The 18,657-nt window shown below is 41.0% G+C and carries 18 protein-coding genes; 4 read left to right on the top strand and 14 right to left on the bottom strand.

Going from position 1 to position 18,657, the window contains the following annotated elements:
- Nucleotides 1–5 precede the first annotated feature (5 nt).
- From RCG19_RS12225 to RCG19_RS12210, 4 genes are all read right to left on the bottom strand, one after another.
- Nucleotides 6–1,466, bottom strand: coding sequence for a PAS domain-containing sensor histidine kinase (locus RCG19_RS12225; RefSeq protein ID WP_308107361.1), 1,461 nt, complete (start codon nucleotides 1,464–1,466; stop codon nucleotides 6–8).
- Between the two features lie 115 nt (nucleotides 1,467–1,581).
- On the bottom strand, nucleotides 1,582–2,619 hold the full coding sequence (locus RCG19_RS12220; RefSeq protein ID WP_308107360.1) for a DUF418 domain-containing protein: 1,038 nt from the start codon (nucleotides 2,617–2,619) through the stop codon (nucleotides 1,582–1,584).
- 61 nt (nucleotides 2,620–2,680) lie between these two features.
- The gene (locus RCG19_RS12215; RefSeq protein ID WP_308107359.1) at nucleotides 2,681–3,181 is read right to left on the bottom strand and encodes a hypothetical protein; all 501 of its coding nucleotides are present in this window, start codon (nucleotides 3,179–3,181) and stop codon (nucleotides 2,681–2,683) included.
- 17 nt (nucleotides 3,182–3,198) lie between these two features.
- Nucleotides 3,199–3,822, bottom strand: coding sequence for an SAM-dependent methyltransferase (locus RCG19_RS12210; RefSeq protein ID WP_308107358.1), 624 nt, complete (start codon nucleotides 3,820–3,822; stop codon nucleotides 3,199–3,201).
- Between the two features lie 250 nt (nucleotides 3,823–4,072).
- Here RCG19_RS12210 and RCG19_RS12205 point away from each other — a divergent pair, with 250 nt between their 5' ends.
- Nucleotides 4,073–4,891 carry a PRD domain-containing protein gene (locus RCG19_RS12205; RefSeq protein ID WP_308107357.1) on the top strand — a complete coding sequence of 273 codons (819 nt, stop codon included), beginning with the start codon at nucleotides 4,073–4,075 and terminating at the stop codon, nucleotides 4,889–4,891.
- Between the two features lie 46 nt (nucleotides 4,892–4,937).
- Here RCG19_RS12205 and nagE read toward each other — a convergent pair whose 3' ends face one another.
- From nagE to RCG19_RS12155, 10 genes are all read right to left on the bottom strand, one after another.
- Nucleotides 4,938–6,389: an N-acetylglucosamine-specific PTS transporter subunit IIBC gene (nagE, locus tag RCG19_RS12200; RefSeq protein WP_308107356.1), complete on the bottom strand. Its 1,452-nt coding sequence runs from the start codon at nucleotides 6,387–6,389 to the stop codon at nucleotides 4,938–4,940.
- Between the two features lie 197 nt (nucleotides 6,390–6,586).
- Nucleotides 6,587–7,075, bottom strand: coding sequence for a PTS sugar transporter subunit IIA (locus RCG19_RS12195; protein WP_308107355.1), 489 nt, complete (start codon nucleotides 7,073–7,075; stop codon nucleotides 6,587–6,589).
- 244 nt (nucleotides 7,076–7,319) lie between these two features.
- Entirely contained in the window at nucleotides 7,320–8,237 is a 918-nt protein-coding gene (locus RCG19_RS12190; protein ID WP_308107354.1) for a Gfo/Idh/MocA family protein, read from the bottom strand.
- 96 nt (nucleotides 8,238–8,333) lie between these two features.
- Nucleotides 8,334–9,251 carry a ribose ABC transporter substrate-binding protein RbsB gene (gene rbsB, locus RCG19_RS12185; RefSeq protein ID WP_308107353.1) on the bottom strand — a complete coding sequence of 306 codons (918 nt, stop codon included), beginning with the start codon at nucleotides 9,249–9,251 and terminating at the stop codon, nucleotides 8,334–8,336.
- Between the two features lie 14 nt (nucleotides 9,252–9,265).
- On the bottom strand, nucleotides 9,266–10,237 hold the full coding sequence (gene rbsC / locus RCG19_RS12180; RefSeq protein WP_166243474.1) for a ribose ABC transporter permease RbsC: 972 nt from the start codon (nucleotides 10,235–10,237) through the stop codon (nucleotides 9,266–9,268).
- A 1-nt stretch (nucleotide 10,238) separates the two neighbouring features.
- Complete coding sequence (locus RCG19_RS12175; protein WP_308107352.1) at nucleotides 10,239–11,720, bottom strand: sugar ABC transporter ATP-binding protein; 1,482 nt, start codon at nucleotides 11,718–11,720, stop codon at nucleotides 10,239–10,241.
- An 18-nt stretch (nucleotides 11,721–11,738) separates the two neighbouring features.
- Nucleotides 11,739–12,134: a D-ribose pyranase gene (gene rbsD / locus RCG19_RS12170; RefSeq protein WP_308107351.1), complete on the bottom strand. Its 396-nt coding sequence runs from the start codon at nucleotides 12,132–12,134 to the stop codon at nucleotides 11,739–11,741.
- Nucleotide 12,135: 1 nt separating this feature from the next.
- Nucleotides 12,136–13,014 (bottom strand): ribokinase, encoded by an 879-nt coding sequence (gene rbsK, locus RCG19_RS12165; protein ID WP_308107350.1) that lies wholly within the window; start codon nucleotides 13,012–13,014, stop codon nucleotides 12,136–12,138.
- Entirely contained in the window at nucleotides 13,007–13,996 is a 990-nt protein-coding gene (locus RCG19_RS12160) for a LacI family DNA-binding transcriptional regulator (RefSeq protein WP_308107349.1), read from the bottom strand. The genes rbsK and RCG19_RS12160 overlap by 8 nt, the downstream gene beginning before the upstream one ends.
- Before the next feature lie 556 nt (nucleotides 13,997–14,552).
- Nucleotides 14,553–15,320: a TerC family protein gene (locus RCG19_RS12155; protein WP_308110981.1), complete on the bottom strand. Its 768-nt coding sequence runs from the start codon at nucleotides 15,318–15,320 to the stop codon at nucleotides 14,553–14,555.
- Between the two features lie 234 nt (nucleotides 15,321–15,554).
- Between RCG19_RS12155 and RCG19_RS12150 the strand changes: the two genes are divergently transcribed.
- From RCG19_RS12150 to RCG19_RS12140, 3 genes are read left to right on the top strand one after another with little or no spacing between them, the layout of a single operon-like run.
- Complete coding sequence (locus RCG19_RS12150; RefSeq protein WP_308107348.1) at nucleotides 15,555–16,775, top strand: efflux RND transporter periplasmic adaptor subunit; 1,221 nt, start codon at nucleotides 15,555–15,557, stop codon at nucleotides 16,773–16,775.
- On the top strand, nucleotides 16,759–17,439 hold the full coding sequence (locus RCG19_RS12145) for an ABC transporter ATP-binding protein (RefSeq protein WP_242637740.1): 681 nt from the start codon (nucleotides 16,759–16,761) through the stop codon (nucleotides 17,437–17,439). The genes RCG19_RS12150 and RCG19_RS12145 overlap by 17 nt, the downstream gene beginning before the upstream one ends.
- The gene (locus RCG19_RS12140) at nucleotides 17,436–18,641 is read left to right on the top strand and encodes an ABC transporter permease (protein ID WP_166243488.1); all 1,206 of its coding nucleotides are present in this window, start codon (nucleotides 17,436–17,438) and stop codon (nucleotides 18,639–18,641) included. Before RCG19_RS12145 ends, RCG19_RS12140 begins: the two co-directional genes overlap by 4 nt.
- Nucleotides 18,642–18,657 lie beyond the last annotated feature (16 nt).

The following is an 18,657-nucleotide window of genomic DNA, read 5'->3' as shown; positions in this document are numbered from 1 at the left end:
CCATATTAGATATAGTTCAATTCTACCTTTACGGTGGTACCTTTACCGAGCTGGCTTTCGATTTTCATGGTGCCGTTATGTTCTTGGATGATTTTGTTACTGACCGTTAGGCCAAGTCCAATTCCTTTATCCTTGGTCGTGTAGAACGGTGTCCCCAAATAGCCCATAACCTCGGTATCGATGCCAATACCTTCATCGGTAAATCCGATTTGGACTCTCTTCTCCCCCACCTTTTGCACATCGATATGTACAGTCCCGCCGAACTGCATCGATTCAATGGCGTTTTTCAAAAAGTTAACAAAAACTTGTTTCAATTGGTGCGGAATACAAAGTAAATCAATCTCATTTGTATGGTAACGATTTATGATTTGCACATTATGCAGCAATGCTTGTGGATGGAGAATTTTAACCGTGCTCTCAAGAATGGTATGTAGACTTTCCCGCTCAAATTGAATCGCTTGTGGTTTGGCAAGGGACATAAATTCGTTGACAATCATATCGATTCGATCAAGTTCATTCATGATAATCGATAAATAGTCCTCTTGCTTTTCCTTATTGGTTGTCCCCTTTAATAGTTTCGAAAACCCCTTTAAGGAAGTCAATGGGTTACGAATTTCATGCGCTACTCCGGCGGCTAATTGACCTGTGATAGAAAGGCGGTCTAAATTACGGAGCGCATCATCGTTTTTTATCCTGTCCGTAATATTCCGACCAACTGTAACAAAGGATTCAATCTCCCCCTGCTCATTATGAATGGGGGAAATGGTGGTCTCAGAATCGATTACATCATTAGTGCCTGTTTTTATTTTTATCTGAAATAGCCGGGGCTCACCTGTTTCAGATATTTCCTTACAAATAGTATCAAAATACTCTATTTCCTCCGGTAAAATAAGATCATATGCTTTTTTGCCGATCAGTTGCTCCGGTGTAAACCCAATCCCTTTTTCATGTGAGGGTGATGCATAGACAATTTTCTTATCCTTTGAATAAAGCTTAATCATATCTGCTGTATTTTCGGTAATTAATCGATACAATTCACGCGTTCTTTTCAATTCTCTTTCCATATTTAACCGCTCAGTAATATCACGATAAACGGCGATAATGGCAATGATTTCACCCTTTAAATTTCGAAAAGGAGAATAGGAAACAGCAACATCAAGAATGGTACCGTCTTTATGTTTGCGTTGTGCGTTCATATTATGAAAGGCTTCGCCACGTTTGACTGCCGCCATTATTTCTTTAACAGTGTCAGGATTGGGAAATTCTTCGAATGTTCTCCCTAAAACATCCTCTTCTATATAACCAAAAATCTTTGTATACATAGGATTTATTCGAATAAACCGATTCTCCATATCAACAATACAAATTCCATCTGCCGTACTATTAAGAAAAAGGTCCATTAATTCATCAGGATTATAGACAACCGATTCCTTTTCTTCTCCAAAAATCGGGAAACACTTCACCATAGAGATCGCCCCAAACACATCTAAAATTCTATCAATCTCCATTTTACAGAATTTTTCATTAAAGAAAAGAAGTATTTTCAAAATGGTGCCTGTCACCCTTTATAAGCTTATGACATTAGTTATATTCTTTTATTGGTTTTCTAAGCGGTGGTCTTTCCAAGTAGGTCACCACTCGCCAAATCCATTCCAATGGACCATACGTAAAGTAACGCAGCCAGATGACAGAGAAAATAAACTGGACCGTGTAGATCACTATACAAAGGAAAAAGGTTTGCAGGTAGGTAATATGGTTGAATAGGTTCAGCACATTACCAGCCAGATAGATGAGGGCTGTTTGCGAAATATAGTTGGTCAACGCCATTCGTCCGTAGCTTTTCAACGGAGATAATACCTTTTGGACAAATGGAGATTGGACCAATAAAACTAGGAGCCCCACATAAAACGCCGAAACAATTGGTCCAATTGAAATGCCAATGTTAAGGAAATGTTGTGTCCCTTTAACAGCTGCTTCCGAACCATAACCAAATGAAACCGGAGCGTATTGGTATTGATAGATAAGGCCAATAATACTTAAAACAAGCATAATAGGTGTGAAAAGAACTATATTTTTACGGTTTTGAGAAAGCCGCTCAAACACATGAAATTGCCCTGCTGAAATCCCCAATAACATCAGCGGAAAAACCATAAATAATTTAAATGAAAAGATTCCTAAAACGATAAGCATGGCAGTTCCAAACACAAGATTCACTATCTTATTAGCATTATAGAAAGGCAAAAGAAACAACCCGCACACGGCATAAACCGTTAACGCTTCACCCGGATGGAATCGGACATGGATCAAGCCGATAATAAATAACACGGCGATTCGCCTCAGAAACAAAACATGACCGTTCCTTCCCTTTGCGTTCGCTCGTGTAATAAACATATAAAAGCCAACCCCAAACAAGAAGGTGAAAATCGTATAAAAGCGCCCCTCCACAAATAAATATAAAAACCTCCAGTAAGAAGCATCTAGCGTGTGGGACGAAGGCGGCTTCACAGAAAGCAATGGGATGATATTCACCAGAATAATTCCCATCAGAGCAAACCCCCGCAAATAATCCAGCGTATCAATCCGTTTACTTACAACCATTCCCTCATTACTCACGCCCATAACCTTCTCCCTTTTGGTGTAGTGTTAATGGTGCCTGTCACCCTATCCACTATTGCCACTGTTATATACTCACAAACATGTGTAAGAGGAATGCGGCGAGGAATGCCATGGCCGATATCAGGTGGAATTTGCGGCGAAGGCCAGAAGCTTTTTTGTGCCGCAGGTATCCTGCTACTAATGTGATACCCAGCAACGAAATGGCAAGGTAGCCGCTCCATATCTTTAAATGACCATAGCCAATCAACGGTCCCAATTCGTAAAAGTTAATCAGCGCATGTCCGATAATGACTGTTGCCCCAAGTAGAGCGATCTTAATATGCCACTTCATTAAATAACGCGAAAATTTCGCGAGTCGAATCTTCACTTTCCGCACAGAGGTCTTTCGTATCACTAAAAAGATAAAATACATATTTATATTGATGAAAAAGAGAATGACCGCAACCTGTGCCAACACCTGCCCAGCAACAACCAACGAACTATCATGTGGACGGAAAAACCATATATACACAATTGAAACTACTATTAACAATATATTTACTATGCTCCATAATCGGTGGTACATAAATTCTCCGCCCTCCATTAAAAGTCTAAACGATAAATTAAAAATCTCTCATTAGGATTCTGTTCATATAGATGAGGCAGTTGGACTTCCCCCTTCAACCCAAACGATGTCTGATTTTCTAAAAAGTAAATATAATCCTCAGACGGATAATACAACACCAGTTCAATTTCTCGAACCACCTTCTCCACCGACAGCAGGATATTGTCTACAATCTTCCTAAACACCTGAATGGAAAATGGATTAAAGAAATAAAAGCGATTGTCCCTTGCATCGATCTCATACTCTTCTGCCAAGCAGCAATGAAACTGTATTTGATCCCGTTCCTTTTTCGTCTTCCTTGCGTAATTCCCCTGATTGTCAATCGCGGCCTGATAGAGCGACTCATTCATTTCCACCCCAACCACTTCCGCATGGAAAAAATAATGGAGATAAAAATTCAACCGCCCTTTCCCACAGCCAAAATCAACTACCCGATCACTGCTTTTCACTTCGTAATGGTGAAATAACTCCTCCAACGCACTATATGGGGTCGGTTCATAGGGATGGTAGTGCAACAACTTGTTCGCAAAAGGGCGGGGTCCATCATGCTGGCCGCCCTTTGTTTTAATGTTCAATAATTTATCATAATAATGTTCTTTCATCATTTGCACCTATTCTAGTATATTTAAAACAGAACAATACCACTCTAGATTAAACTATTTTTTTAAAAAAGGACATTATAACCATGATATCCCTTCATTTTCATGATTATCAACTTGAAAAGAGGGAAAAGGTGGTATAATAACGAAAGTTCTATAAGAGATGAATGATTTGTACCGATTACGGATAGATGAAATCATTCCACCTCATTAATCCTCTGTTTGGAAGAAAAATCAAGGAGGTGGTTTCAATTTGAAAATAAAAAAGATATTAAATAACAATGCAGTTGTTGTTACAGATCATAATGAAGAAAAGATTGCCATTGGGGCAGGAATCGCCTTTCAGAAAAAGAAAAATGATATTGTTAACCCTAGTAAAATAGAGAAACTTTTTGTCATGAAGGAAAATGAGAAATTCCAGCAGCTACTCCTCCAAATACCTGAAGAGCATTTTGCCCTTTCAGAGGAAATTATCACCTACGCGGAAGAAGCCCTCGGGGGTAAATTAAACGATCATATTCACATTGCCCTCACAGACCACTTATCCTTTGCCATTGAACGTGTCCGTGATGGAATTAATCTTAAAAATAAGCTGTATCATGAAATAAAAATTCTTTACAAAAAAGAATTTGATATCGGCATGTGGGCACTTAGACATATTGAGAAGAAGACTGGCATCAAAATGCCTCCCGACGAAGCGGCCTTTATCGCCCTGCATCTTCACACCGCGAACCTTAAGGGCGGGGACATGAAGCAAACACTCCGACAAACAGCTATTATTGGTGATATGGTGCAAACGATTAGGGATTACTTACATATTGACATTGATGAGGACGATCTTTCTTATCAGCGCTTAATGACGCATCTTCGTTTTGCAATCTCAAGGATTAGCAATAGGGAACCCAATACCATCGATGATGAAATGCTGAAAATGATTATAACTAAATTCCCGTTGGCCTACAGTTGCGCCAAAGATGTCGCCAACGACCTTGCCCAAAATCATGCAATAAACCTGCCTGAACATGAACTTGGATATCTAACACTTCACATCGAAAGATTAAGAAAAAGGTAATAAAAACGCCTGGACTATACTTCAAAGTCCAGGCGTTTTTGCATCTCTATTTTTTCTTACGGATTTTAACAATTTCATCGGCAACAAATTGGACATTCGTTCCGACAATAACTTGAATGCTTTGTGGACCAACGATATTGATTCCTGGTACACCTGTCGCTTTAATCTTCTTTTGGTCAACTGCATTCATGTCTTTTACTTCCATTCTTAGACGTGTTACACAATTATCAACTGCCACAACGTTTGCGTCGCCGCCTAAGCCTTCATAAATTTGCGCTGCCATCGCAGCAAATTTGCTTTCGCCTTTTGCTACTGAAACTCCTTCAGCATCATCTTCATCATCATCTTCACGACCAGGTGTCTTTAAGTCGAATTTGGTAATGATAAAGCGGAATAAGAAGTAGTAAATCACCGCAAACACTAAACCTTGGACAATTAGCCAATATGGTTGATTTGCCATTGGATTTCGTAAACTTAAGAAAAAGTCGATAAATCCACCACTAAAGGCAAATCCTGCAGTCCAATGGAATGCCGCTGCAATCGCCAATGATAGACCCGTTAAAACGGCATGTACAAGATAAAGCATTGGAGCTAAGAACATGAACGCAAACTCGATTGGTTCAGTAACCCCTGTCAAGAAGGAAGCAAAGCCTGCTGCCAACATTAACGATGCGATTTGTTTTCTCTTTTTTGTTTTTGCGGTATGAACCATTGCTAATGCTGCTGCAGGTAACCCAAACATCATAACTGGGAAGAAGCCCGCTTGATACATACCTGTAATACCTTTTTCACCTTTACCTGATAAGAAGTTCCCAATATCATTGATTCCGGCAACGTCAAACCAGAATACGGAGTTTAACGCATGGTGTAATCCAGTTGGAATTAACAGTCGGTTGAAGAAGCCATAAAGCCCTGCACCCACAGCACCTAAATCAATAATGGTTTTACCAAATGAAACTAAAGCGGTATAGATGACTGGCCAAACAAAGAATAATACGCCAGACACCACTAACATTGCAACCGCTGTCATAATTGGTACCAAGCGTTTCCCGCTAAAGAAGGCAAATGCGTCTGGCAGTTTTACATGACTGAAGCGATTGTACATCATGGAAGCAACAATACCTGAAAGAATACCGATGAAGGCATTTCCGATTTTTGCAAACGCTGGGTCAACCTTTGCTGCATCAATTCCCTCCAGCAATGCAACCGACCCAGTTGAAAGCAAGGTTGTTACGACTAGATAGGCAACCAAACCACTGAGTGCGGCTGAACCATCCTTTTCTTTGGCCATTCCCAGTGCCACACCAACCGCAAAAAGAATCGGAATATTGTCGATTATCGAGCCCCCAGCTTTGATTAAGAAGGCAGCTAACGGACTATCGGCGCCCCAGCCTGTTGGATCAATCCAATACCCAATACCCAATAAGAGAGCGGCAGCAGGTAATATGGCAACCGGTAACATTAACGAGCTACCAAGTTTTTGAAAATACTTCTTCATTTTTTTCCCCCTACTAAATTTTTTTGCTAACCACTAGCCGTCAAAAATACTACAAATGAGATAAATAATTACAGCGAAAAATATGACGAATAGCAGCCTAAAACAGTCCTACTATTTGGTCCATCACCTCCTTAAAGGCAAATTTTTATAAAAGTGAGGCGCTGCAAAAGAGATGCAGCACTTCACAAAAAGCACCATTACTTTGCAGATGCTGTAAAGAGAACTGTCTTACCAGCAGTGCCTTCCTTTTCCTCAGTGAAAACGTACTGCTTCTTACCATCTTGACTATTGGTTATCACAATCGGTGTGATTGTACTTTTAGCGTTTGTACTAATATATTCCCAATCCACTTCTATTAGGAGTTGTCCTGCGGAAACTTTGTCTCCTTCTTTAACGGCAACGTTGAAGCCCTTTCCATCAAGTTCTACAGTTTCTAGCCCAACATGAATAAGAATTTCCGATCCATCCTCAGCATGAATACCAATTGCATGCTTGGTTGCCGCCACTAGAATAACGGTTCCCTTTGCCGGAGAAAGAATATCTCCATTAGTTGGCAACACTGCCATCCCATCACCCATCATTTTTTGACTGAAAACAGGATCTGGAACCTCCTCAAGAGAAAGAATCTTTCCGTTCACCGGTGTATAGAAATCAACAGCTTCTTTTTTGAAAAAATTAAATCGCATAACGATTCCCCTTTGCATTTTTGTATATGGTTCCCAAATGATGTAATAAACAACAAAAAAGGCATGGAGGTACAAATAAATGGACGTTGAAACCCATTCATTTTACCACCATGCCTGATCGTATCAGTAACATGTGATCGATATTTAATTTATAGTTCAATATTACCACTAATCTTCAAAAATGCAATATGCAAACGCAAACATTTTTATAAGGGAAAAGGTCCCCCTAAAATAAGAATAAGTGTTAGACTTCCACAACCCTGGTTAACTTTGAGATAATCTTTTCACAGATTTCATGCGTTTCCAAGGCATCAAATGATGAAAACCTAGGCTTATTGTTTGTTCCAACGGCTCCAATGAAATCAGTGATCATTTGTTCAAACCCTCGTCTGAAAAGCGTTGGTTCCCAGTCGCTGCTGCGAACTTCAATCGCTTCCATGTCTTTTGAAATGACTAGTTTCGATACATTGGAAACAGTCCTTTTTTCTAATGGCCCCATGACCTCAGCCATTTCCTCATTTGTTCCATTATCTCTATTCATAATCCCGATGGCCGTTGCCCCGCCTGAAATAAATTGAACGACAACATGGTACAGTTTATCGCCCTCCATTCTTCCATTTACAATCAGATTCTCAATTGGATGCGGAAATAAATACCTCATCGTGTCGACCACATGAATGAAGTCGTCATAAATAAACGTCCTCGGCTCCCCTGGCTGACCTTTGCGATTCTTTTGGATAATCACCATATTGGCGTCTTTAACTTCCTTCAGTTTCATGTACGTTGGTGCATATCTTCTATTAAAACCTGTCATGAGAGTAAGACCCTTCTCCTCGGCCAGGTCAACAAGTCTTTTTGTCCCTTCGTACTGATCCGTAATGGGTTTATCCACAAACACATGGATGTTGTGTTGTAACAATTGATGGGCAATTTCCTCATGAGTAGAAGTTGAGGAATGAATAAATGCACCCTTAATGCCGCTTTCAATCAAAGATTCGAGACTACTGTGGAGATGATCAAAACGGTATTGGCTGCCAATAGAGCGCAGCTTCTCTTGATTTCTTGTGTAAAAATGAAATTCCACATCTTTTATTTTACTATAGACAGGCAGATACGCCTTTTGCGCAATATCACCTAGTCCGATTACACCAATTTTCAACAATACATTTCCCTCCATTTTTCATACTATTCCATATAGGTAAGCTTACCATAATCTATTAAAAAAGCCTCATCTATCGAAATAGATGAGGAGTAGATTTTATTCTTTTGTCACTAGTTTAAGTGGCGCCGGAATCACTTTATCAACCTTTTTCCCTTGGACAACATCCCGGCCGGCATCTACTGCTAGCTTACCGATGAGCCCTGGCTGTTGGGCTACAGTTGCTTCTAATTTACCTGCTTTAATGGCATTGAGCGCATCATCGTTGCCATCGAAACCAATCACCATGATATCTTTGCCCGAGCTGTTAATCGCTTCAATGGCCCCTAATGCCATTTCATCATTATGGGCAAAAACGGCTTTAATATCAGGATTTGCTTGAATCAGATTTTCCATAACGGTTAAGCCTTTTGTCCGGTCAAAATCGGCTGATTGCTTCGCGGTTACCGTTAATTTCGTATCGGCAACATTATGAAATCCTTTTCCTCTCTCCCGTGTGGCAGAAGCACCCGGAACACCTTCTAATTCCGCGACAAGCACCTTTTCACCTAGCTTATCCACCATATAGTCAGCGGCCATTTCGCCGCCTTTAATATTATCTGAAGCTACCAGGGCTTCCACTTTCCCTTTATCCGCTGAGCGGTCAAGCGTGATGACGGGAATATTGATATTATTAGCTGATTGCACAGCCGTTGAGATGGCGGCGGAGTCCGTTGGATTAATCAGTAAAAGATCGACACCCTGTTGAATCAAATCCTCTACATCATTAATTTGCTTGGCTGAGTCATTTTGAGCATCTACTACTTTTACTTCCATTCCCAATGATTTTGCCTCTTTGATCACACCATCCTTCAAGGAAACGAAAAATGGATTGTTTAAAGTTGAAACGGATAAGCCTATTTTAATATCTTTTAAGTTTTCCTTTTTAGCGGGCTTGGCCCACTCTGGCGGCTGCATAGAACAAGCTCCTAAAAGCAAGAGTGTGAATGACATAAATAGTGTGAGTAATTTTTTCATCAATAAGCCCCTCCTTATGCTGATTTTTTCCGATCAAGTAAGACAGCGATAATAATGACAATCCCTTTGACGACCATTTGATAGAAGGAAGATACACCAAGTAGGTTTAAACCATTATTTAATGTCCCAATAATTAACGCACCAATCAGTGTTCCAAAGATTCTCCCTTTACCCCCTGAAAGACTTGTCCCACCCAATACAACCGCGGCGATGGCATCAAGTTCATAGGACGTACCCGCTGTTGGCTGAGCTGAATTCAATCGTGATGTTAAGATAGCCCCCGCTAAAGCAGCAAGCAATCCGGAAAGTCCATAAATCATCACCTTGACCTTATCTACTTTAATCCCGGAAATCAAGGATGCTTTTTCATTCCCGCCAATCGCATACGTTTTCCGGCCAAACGGTGTCTTATGAAGAATAATAAATAGGATAGCAAATGTAATGATCATGGTAATCGCCGGAACAGGAATGCCAAGGAAATAGCCGCGGCCAAACAATTGGAATAACTGATTGTCGCCTAGTCCTGTAATTGGATTCCCTTTTGTATAAACAAGCGTCAAACCTCTAAAGGCGGTCATCGTCGCTAATGTCGCAATAAATGGAGCCATTTTTCCTTTTGTAATTAATAACCCATTAACCATCCCCATAACCGCACCAAGGATACATCCGACTAGAATGGCAAGAATCGGGTCAACACCTGAGACAATCATCCCTGCTGTTAATGCACTAGACAGTGCCAGAATCGCACCAACGGATAGGTCAATACCGCCCGTTAAAATAACAAAGGTCATCCCAAATGCAATCAAGGCGTTAATAGCTACCTGCCTCAACAGGTTTAAGATATTTAATGGTTCTAGAAAACTAGGGTTTAAAACGGAAACAATGATAATTAACACAATTAACCCAAGTAATGGACCCAGTTTTTGCGTCATTGTATTGATAAAATTGGCTTTACCGACTGGAGCACTTTCATTGATTGCTTTCATCTCACAGACCTCCTGTTGCGAACGTCATAATTTTTTCCTGGGTCGCTTCTTCTTTCGTAAGCTCGCCCGTAATTTTTCCTTCATGGATAACAAGGATGCGGTCACTCATACCAAGGACTTCCGGTAATTCCGATGAGACCATGATGATAGCTACTCCACGGTCTGTCAATTCATTCATTAATTGATAAATCTCCCGCTTTGCCCCGACATCAACGCCCCTGGTTGGTTCGTCTAGAATGAGCACCTTGGGACTGATCCCTAACCATTTCGCGATGACAACCTTTTGCTGATTTCCACCAGATAAATCTCCTACTCTTGTCTCTGCCGATTCCGTTTTAACGGTTAACCGCTTAACCAGCATCTCGACAAAATCGCGCTCACTTTTTTCATTAATAATCCCTTTTGGCGCAAAGCTAAAAAGCGTCGGTAAGGAGATATTTTCTTTTATCGAAAAATCTAAAATTAAGCCTTCATCCTTGCGATCCTCTGTGATAAAGCCAATTCCTAGTTTGACAGCCTGGTCAGGTGATTTAATCGTAACAGGCTTGCCATCCAGCCAAATTTCACCGCTATCCATCGCATCAAGACCGAAAATAGCCCGCATGATTTCCGTGCGTCCGGCACCCATTAGCCCTGATACGCCGACAATTTCTCCTGAACGAACGGAAAAATCAATATGATTGAATACTCCCCTCTTCGTTACCCCTTTAACCTCAAGCATTTTCTCGCCAAGTTTGGATTCGCGTTTTGGAAAGCGGTCCGTCAGTTCCCTTCCGACCATTTTTTTTACAACTTCATCAAAGTTTGTTTCCGGAATTGCCTTCGTATCTACAGTTTTTCCATCACGCATGACGGTGATTCGATCGCAAATCGCAAATATCTCCTCCATACGGTGTGAAATATAGACAATCGCGACTCCCTCTTTCTTTAGTGATGAAATGACCCCAAACAGCTTTTCGATTTCCCTTTCCGTCAAGGCCGCTGTCGGCTCATCCATAATAATCACTTTAGCTTCTGTCATTAACGCTTTGGCAATTTCAATCATCTGCTGCTCACCAACGGAGCATGCCCCCGCCTCTTTGTCCAATGGAATCGTGACAGCCAAGCGGTCAAACTGTTTTTTCGCCAGCGCTTTCATTTCTTTCATTTTTAATAAGCCGAAAGAAGTCTTCAATTCTTTTCCAATAAACAGGTTTTCTAGCACCGTCATATCACGCCAAATATTTAATTCCTGATGAATAAAGGTAATCCCCTTTTGCTCCGCTTCCTTTGGATTTTGGAAATAGGTTTCTTTGCCATCAATCATAATCGTTCCTTTATCACGTGCATGAAGCCCTGTCAGAACATTCATCATGGTTGATTTTCCGGCTCCATTTTCACCCATAAGGGCATGGACCTCGCCCGCCCGTAAATCAAAATCAACGCCTGTTAATACCTGATTGGTTCCAAATGCTTTATAGATGTCCTGCATTACAATTTGCATGTTCATCACCTCAATTTATTAGAAAAATACGCCTGATTGTAAAATGATATTGGCATATGGTGTAATCTCACCTGTTCGGATTACAGCCTTAGCGTTTTTCGTCAGCTGTTTAAAGTCTTCATGAGAAACCTGCTCGGAAATAGCCCCAGCAAATTTCTCTTTCAGGTATTTTGCTGTCTTAGGATTTCCTGCCTCTATTTCAGAAGCGATGATGATTTTTTCAATCACCATATCCTCGGCAACAGCATCCACCACTTCTGTAAAGGTTGGTGTCCCTGCTTTAATCGCTAAATCAATTTTAGCAACGCCTTCAGGAATCGGTAGTCCTGCATCTGCGATAACAATATAATCAGTATGGCCAAGATCGCTCAAAACCTTGGATATATGGCTATTCAACATTCCATGTCGTTTCAATTTAAAGGCTCCCTTCTACTTCAGCGCGTGTCGGCATCCCGCCTTGGGCCCCGAACTTTGTAACAGACAGCGAAGCAGCCCTGTTAGCAAAACGGACAGCCTCTTTAAGTGGTTGACCCTCTGCTAGTGCTACTGCAAATGCTGCATTAAAGGTATCGCCCGCACCTGTTGTATCGACTGCCTCTACTGTAAAAGTAGGGACTAGTACCTCTTGTTCACCATCATGATAGCGGACGCCATTTTTTCCTTCCGTAATAAATAACTTGTTTGGATTCACTGCCAATGCTTCGTGAATATCCTTATTTTGAAAAAGAACAGCCGCTTCCAATTCATTTGGTGTTAAGTAAGCCACTTTCGCTATTACCTCCGCACTGATCGGCCGTGATGGTGCCGGATTTAGCAATAACGGAACATCATTGGCGTGACATAGTTCACTGACATACTCGACCGTTTCTTCCGGAATCTCTTGCTGAATCAGAACTATATCAGAGGTACGAATAACATCAACTGCCTTTTCAACGAAGTCAGGTGTAACCTGATGATTAGCTCCCTTTACGACGATAATACTGTTATCACCTTCCGCAAGGGTTATATGTGCTGTACCGCTTTCTGTATGTGTAACCGGTTCCACATAATCAGTAAAAACACCATTTTCTTTAAAATTAGTTAAAATTTCTTTTCCGAAACTATCATCGCCCACACAGCCAACCATATAGACTTCCGCCCCTAACCGGGCGGCGGCTACTGCCTGGTTGGCCCCTTTGCCGCCAGGCACTGTTTTAAATGATTCACCTAGAACTGTTTCACCTTTATTCGGCCGTCGTGAAGCCGTGACAACCAAATCCATCGAAGAGCTTCCGATGACTGTAACTTTAACCATTTTCCTCAACCTTTCTTGTCGTCTGCCTTTCAATAAATGCCACTGGCAATTGAATATTCTGTTCAAATCCTTTTTCATTGTTTATTAATCTAATTAACAGTTTTGCTGCTTCCCTTCCCATCTCATAAGCAGGCTGCTTGATGGTTGATAATGGTGGAAAAAGTAAGCGGCTAAGCGGGATATCATCATAGCCAATGATTTGAAGATCAGCCGGAACTGATTTCCCACGGCGCAGTGCCTCATGTAAGATAGCTGCGGCAACCACATCGTTACTCGCAATTACACCATCTGTATCCGGATATTTTTCAAATAACTCTTTCGCCCATTTCTCAGCATCGCCGAAAGCAAATGAATCCGTGATAATCACATTGAAATTTACATTTGCCTTAACTAGGCTATTGATTGCCCCTTGAAATCGATCTTGGGCCGTTTGAACTTCAACAGGTCCTCGTAGTAAGGTAATCCGTTTACATCCCCTTGCGACCATTTCATTTGCCGCTATTCCTCCTCCATCTAAACCATCAGCATAAACAGATGGATACTGGTCAGATGTCCGGTCAAGAAAAACAACGGGTAAGGAGAGATTTTCATAATGACTTATATCGGTATGATTTGTTGCTGTAATGATACCGATTACATTATTCTGTTTAAATGTTTGAATATAATCCCGTTCCTTACTTTTCTTCTCATCCGCATTGCCAATGATCAGCCTAAAATCACATGCTTGCATCTCATCCTCGACACCGCGTGCCAATTCAGGAAAAAACGGATTGCGAATGTCCGGCAGTAACAGCCCAATTAATCGTGACTTTTTCTTATATAACGATCTGGCCACTTCATTTGGTTTATAATTTAATTTTTTTATCGCTTCATTTATTAGCTTCCGTGTGTCTTCATGCACATACCCATTATCATTTAATGTTCTTGATACCGTGGCTACTGACACACCAGCCTCCTTTGCAACATCTTTTATTGTTGCCATCTGAGATTCACCTCTACTGTGTAACCGGTTCCACATATAGATTAGCACAATAGATTTCACTATGCAAGTGGGTAGTACATTTCCATTAAAAAAACGTGCCCAACCAATCAAATTAATTGTGCATGGACTAATGAATGCTTACTGCGTATTGGGTGCCGATAGTGACTTAATCATCTTTGATAACTTGATGAAGACCATTTTGCTAGTATTTTTAAGAGTTTTGGTCTTCATCGGCTTCATGATGGACGAATCGCGCGGTTTTCAACAGAGATTTGTCCATTATCGGTTTCATGATGGACGAATCCCGCGGTTTTCAACAAAGATTTGTCCTTCATCGGTTTCATGATGGACGAATCCCGCGGTTTTCAATAGGGATTTGTCCTTCATCGGCTTTGTCAGTATGAAAGATAAAGTACGTCACATTTCCATTACGATATATTTTCAACTGCTCATTACATATATCCACACTTACGAAATTTGCTGGATATTCATTAGGAGCCCCGCAAATGATCAAAGAGCCTACCTTTAATGGAGGGCTCTTTAGTCAACATAATGATCAGTGCGAAAGCTTCTTTTGCGATTTTGATCGAATTCCGTGGATTACAAATGTTAACAAAAACGCTAAAACCATAACGATAATAAAAATTTCATTTGGAATGTGAATATCTATGAGGGTTAATCCCATCTTAATCGCAATAAATGTAATCAAAACATAGGCAGTTGATTCAAGTTCCGGGACTCTATTCATGAGACTAATGAAAAATGTCGCAACTCCACGCATTAACAGAATACCAATCATACCACCAAGCAGGATGACCCAAACCTCTTCGGAAACGGCGAGAGCCGTAAGAATACTATCGACAGAAAAGGCTAAATCCATTAACTCGACACTAATGACTGTCGCCCAGAATACTCCAAACGTTTTCGTTAACCAGCCTTTTGGTTGATGTGTTTCTTCCTCTTCTTCACCATCTTTAGTTTTAAACTTTTCGATAAAAAACTTAATGGAAAGCCAGAGGAGATAAATCGCACCAATTAACTTAATAAACCACAATTTAATAAGAAATGTTCCAAGGCCAATAAAAATAAAACGGAATAAGTAAGCTCCCCATAATCCATAAACTAACGCCTTTTTCTGCTGTTGTTTTGGTAATGGCTTAACAAACGCCGACAATACCAATGCATTATCCGCGGATAAAATACACTCCAGAACTGCTAAGGATAAGATCATGCCCCACGCTTTGGGTGAGGAAAGGACATCTGCCCACATATGCCAATCTAACATGGAGGCAAAAGTTGATAAAACTTCATTTTGCATATTCACTACTCCTTTAATGTTAAAACAATCAACAATTAGTTTGCCCATAATATATTAATCACTATAGTACTTTTCACGAAAATATCAAAGAAAAACGACAAATAATCCATCTTAAATGTCGGAGAAAGGGTGTCACTTTTTGTTTACTCTTGTAAATAATAGAAAATATTTGAAATTGTTTCTTTTTCGTTTATAGTAGAATTTGAGAGAGATTAATAATAGAGTTAACGGGGGTATAGTGTGAAGAAAAAGGTTTGGGTTTGGATTATATCGATTGTTGTTTTACTAATGATTGCAGGTACAGCTACATACTTTTTTACCAGAGGTGAGGCAAAGCCTGCCGGAGCAGAAGCAGACAGTATGGGAGTAACGGTTCAAAAGGCTAGTGAGCAGGAATTGACAGAAACCATTCTTGTTACTGGCAAAATTGTCCCTGAAAGTGAGCAAAAGGTCTTCCTAGAACCTGAAAAAGGAGAGATTAGTGAATATAAGGTGGCGGAAAATCAGTCTGTTAAAACTGGTGACCCTCTACTAATTTATGATTCTTCAAAAATAGATAATGAGCTAAAAAAAGCAGCTCGTGAAAAAGAGCTACTGCAAAGTAAAGGAAAGACTGAACAAAGTCAAATTGCCGATTTAACTAAACGAATCACTGAAGCAAAAAAGAATCCAACCACAATCAGCGCTGAAACAGGTGAAGAAAGTGCACCACAAGTAGACGTAAACCAACTGGCAGCCGAAAAGGTGCAGCTAGAGATGGGTTACGAAGGTACAAAATCAGAAATAGCCGCAGCAGATGATCGTATCAAAGAACTAAATGCCCAGAAAAAAGAAATGACAATTGTCAGCAAAATGGATGGGATTATTGTTAAGGTAAACCAAAATATAGCAAAGACCGAGGCTGGAGCAGCCGAACCTGTCATCCATATTATCTCGAGTCAGCCTTATAAAGTCATTGGCACGATGAGTGAATTTGACGCGGTCAAGATTCAGGCAGGGCAGCCAGTCATCATCCATCCGAAGGTGTATAAAGACCGAGAATGGAAAGGGGCCATTGAATCAGTTTCGCAATTTCCAAATGCTGAAGGCGGCGGTGGTGGTGAAGACTTCGGCGGCGGGGCACCCGGCGGCAATGTGACGATGTATCCATTTAAGGTTGCGATCACAGATGATACATCAGAATTACGCCAAGGCTTCCATGTTTCTCTAGAAATTAAAGTCGGCGGCGCAGACAAAAAACTTGGCATCCCACATCCAGCACTTGTAGACGAAGGCGGGAGTAAAATTGTTTATATTTTAGCAGATGGGAAGCTTGAAAGACGGGAAGTGAAAACGGGGGCAATGAACGATGAATTCATCGAAATTACCGATGGAGTGAAGTTGGGTGAACTTGTCGTCATTACACCTAATCCAGAAATGCATGATGGAATGGAAGTGACCTCCTTTGATGAAGCTAAGTGAAATAACAAAAGTATACGGAAAAGGCTCACTTGAGGTTCCTGTCCTCCATGGCATTGATTTAACGATTGAGGATGGCGAGTTTGTTGCTATTATGGGGCCATCGGGTTCCGGTAAATCTACCTTAATGAATATTATTGGCTTTTTAGATTATCCCACTTCAGGTACATTTGAACTAAATGGTGAAAAAGTCGATTCCGCAAAAGAAAGTGCTTTGGCACGCTTACGAAATGAACATATTGGCTTTGTTTTTCAACAATTCTTCATGTTTCCTAGGGATAACGCCATCAAAAACGTGGCATCACCGCTCATTTATGCCGGTGTATCAAAACGAGAGCGAACAGAAAGAGCCAAACAAATGCTAGTAAAGGTCGGATTAGAAGATCGAATGAAGCATTTACCGAATCAATTATCGGGAGGACAGAAGCAGCGGGTCGCCATTGCCAGAGCGCTCGTCAATAATCCAACGATTATTCTGGCGGATGAGCCGACCGGGGCACTTGATTCAAAAACCAGTGAACAAATCATGAGGTTGTTTATGCAACTGAACGAAGAAGGAAAGACCGTTATTCTCGTTACCCACGAGGAGGAAATTGCCTCTTATGCCAATAGGGTAATTACTTTAAAAGATGGCATGATCACCGATGACCGGAGGGTGGCACCATGAACATTTGGGAGAGTTTCAAAATCGCCCTTTCCTCCATCTGGAATCATAAGGTAAGATCCATCTTAACAATGCTCGGTATTATTATCGGCGTCGCTGCCGTGATCCTAATTGTTGCCATTGGACAAGGCACACGGAAACAAATGACAAACGAATTGTTTGGCACCGATAAGAATGCTATTGAACTTTATTATGAATATACCCCGCCAGAAGGAGAACCGGAACAATTTTGGGAAGAACCGGAATTGACGACGGAAGATGTTCAAACACTAGCAAAGGTTCCCGGGGTAAAAGCCGTGATTGCTACAAATCAAGGGTGGGGCGCCATGGTCCGTAATGACGAGCGTGCAGATATGCAAATTACCGGTGTTGGTGCGGAGTTCTTCACTGCGAAAAATATTAAGGTTGTCGAAGGAAGGGCTTTGTACGCTGCTGATAATGATGGCTTGAACCGTGTCGTCCTTATTGATACCGGAGTCCGGAAGAAATTTTTCAAGGAATCGGAAAATCCAATTGGTGAAATAATTGACTTAAACGATAATCCCTACAAGGTTGTAGGTGTCTATGAATCTCCCATTCCGGAACAGTACCGAAATCCTGATGGCGGAGAAATGTTGATGCCGCGTACGGTTATCTCAATGATGTTCGGCAACCGGGAGATTGAACAATTATCTGTGATTGCCAGTGATGCTGAAAAGGTTTCTGAAACTGGCAAACTAGCTGCTGCAACACTGACAGAAAAAAAAGGATTAGAAAATGGAAACTATGCAACAAACGACTTTGAAGACTATGAAAAAGAATTAAACACGGTGATTTCCTTACTGACATTACTAATTGGCAGTATCGCAGGAATTTCGCTCTTAGTCGGCGGGATTGGTGTCATGAATATTATGCTCGTTTCTGTGACAGAAAGAACTCGAGAAATTGGACTCCGAAAAGCCATCGGTGCTACCAGAAGGAAAATTCTCTTGCAATTTCTAATCGAAGCAATCACCCTAACCTCACTAGGGGGTCTGATTGGGATAGGACTAGCCGCAATTGGAACGATTTTAGTCTCTCAGTTGTCTCCGATAGTAGCCACAGTCAGTCCATTGATTGTCTTAATAGGGGTCAGTTTTTCCGCCTTAATCGGGATTATTTTCGGGCTTCTCCCAGCTAACAAAGCATCGAAGCTTAGCCCCATTGATGCGTTAAGATACGAATAAACATAAAAAGGGTCAA

The sequence above is a fragment of the Neobacillus sp. OS1-2 genome, assembly GCF_030915505.1.
Lineage (GTDB): Bacteria > Bacillota > Bacilli > Bacillales > Cytobacillaceae > Neobacillus.
This window is presented reverse-complemented; position numbering and strand designations above follow the sequence as displayed.

Coding starts and splice junctions, on each gene's coding strand:
- RCG19_RS12225 (WP_308107361.1), bottom strand. CDS start 1,466: ATGGTGAAGTGTTTCCCGATTTTTGGAGAAGAAAAGGAATCGGTTGTC.
- RCG19_RS12220 (WP_308107360.1), bottom strand. CDS start 2,619: ATGGGCGTGAGTAATGAGGGAATGGTTGTAAGTAAACGGATTGATACG.
- RCG19_RS12215 (WP_308107359.1), bottom strand. CDS start 3,181: ATGTACCACCGATTATGGAGCATAGTAAATATATTGTTAATAGTAGTT.
- RCG19_RS12210 (WP_308107358.1), bottom strand. CDS start 3,822: ATGAAAGAACATTATTATGATAAATTATTGAACATTAAAACAAAGGGC.
- nagE (WP_308107356.1), bottom strand. CDS start 6,389: ATGAAGAAGTATTTTCAAAAACTTGGTAGCTCGTTAATGTTACCGGTT.
- RCG19_RS12195 (WP_308107355.1), bottom strand. CDS start 7,075: ATGCGATTTAATTTTTTCAAAAAAGAAGCTGTTGATTTCTATACACCG.
- rbsB (WP_308107353.1), bottom strand. CDS start 9,251: ATGAAAAAATTACTCACACTATTTATGTCATTCACACTCTTGCTTTTA.
- rbsC (WP_166243474.1), bottom strand. CDS start 10,237: ATGAAAGCAATCAATGAAAGTGCTCCAGTCGGTAAAGCCAATTTTATC.
- RCG19_RS12175 (WP_308107352.1), bottom strand. CDS start 11,720: ATGCAAATTGTAATGCAGGACATCTATAAAGCATTTGGAACCAATCAG.
- rbsK (WP_308107350.1), bottom strand. CDS start 13,014: ATGGTTAAAGTTACAGTCATCGGAAGCTCTTCGATGGATTTGGTTGTC.
- RCG19_RS12160 (WP_308107349.1), bottom strand. CDS start 13,996: ATGGCAACAATAAAAGATGTTGCAAAGGAGGCTGGTGTGTCAGTAGCC.
- RCG19_RS12140 (WP_166243488.1), top strand. CDS start 17,436: ATGAACATTTGGGAGAGTTTCAAAATCGCCCTTTCCTCCATCTGGAAT.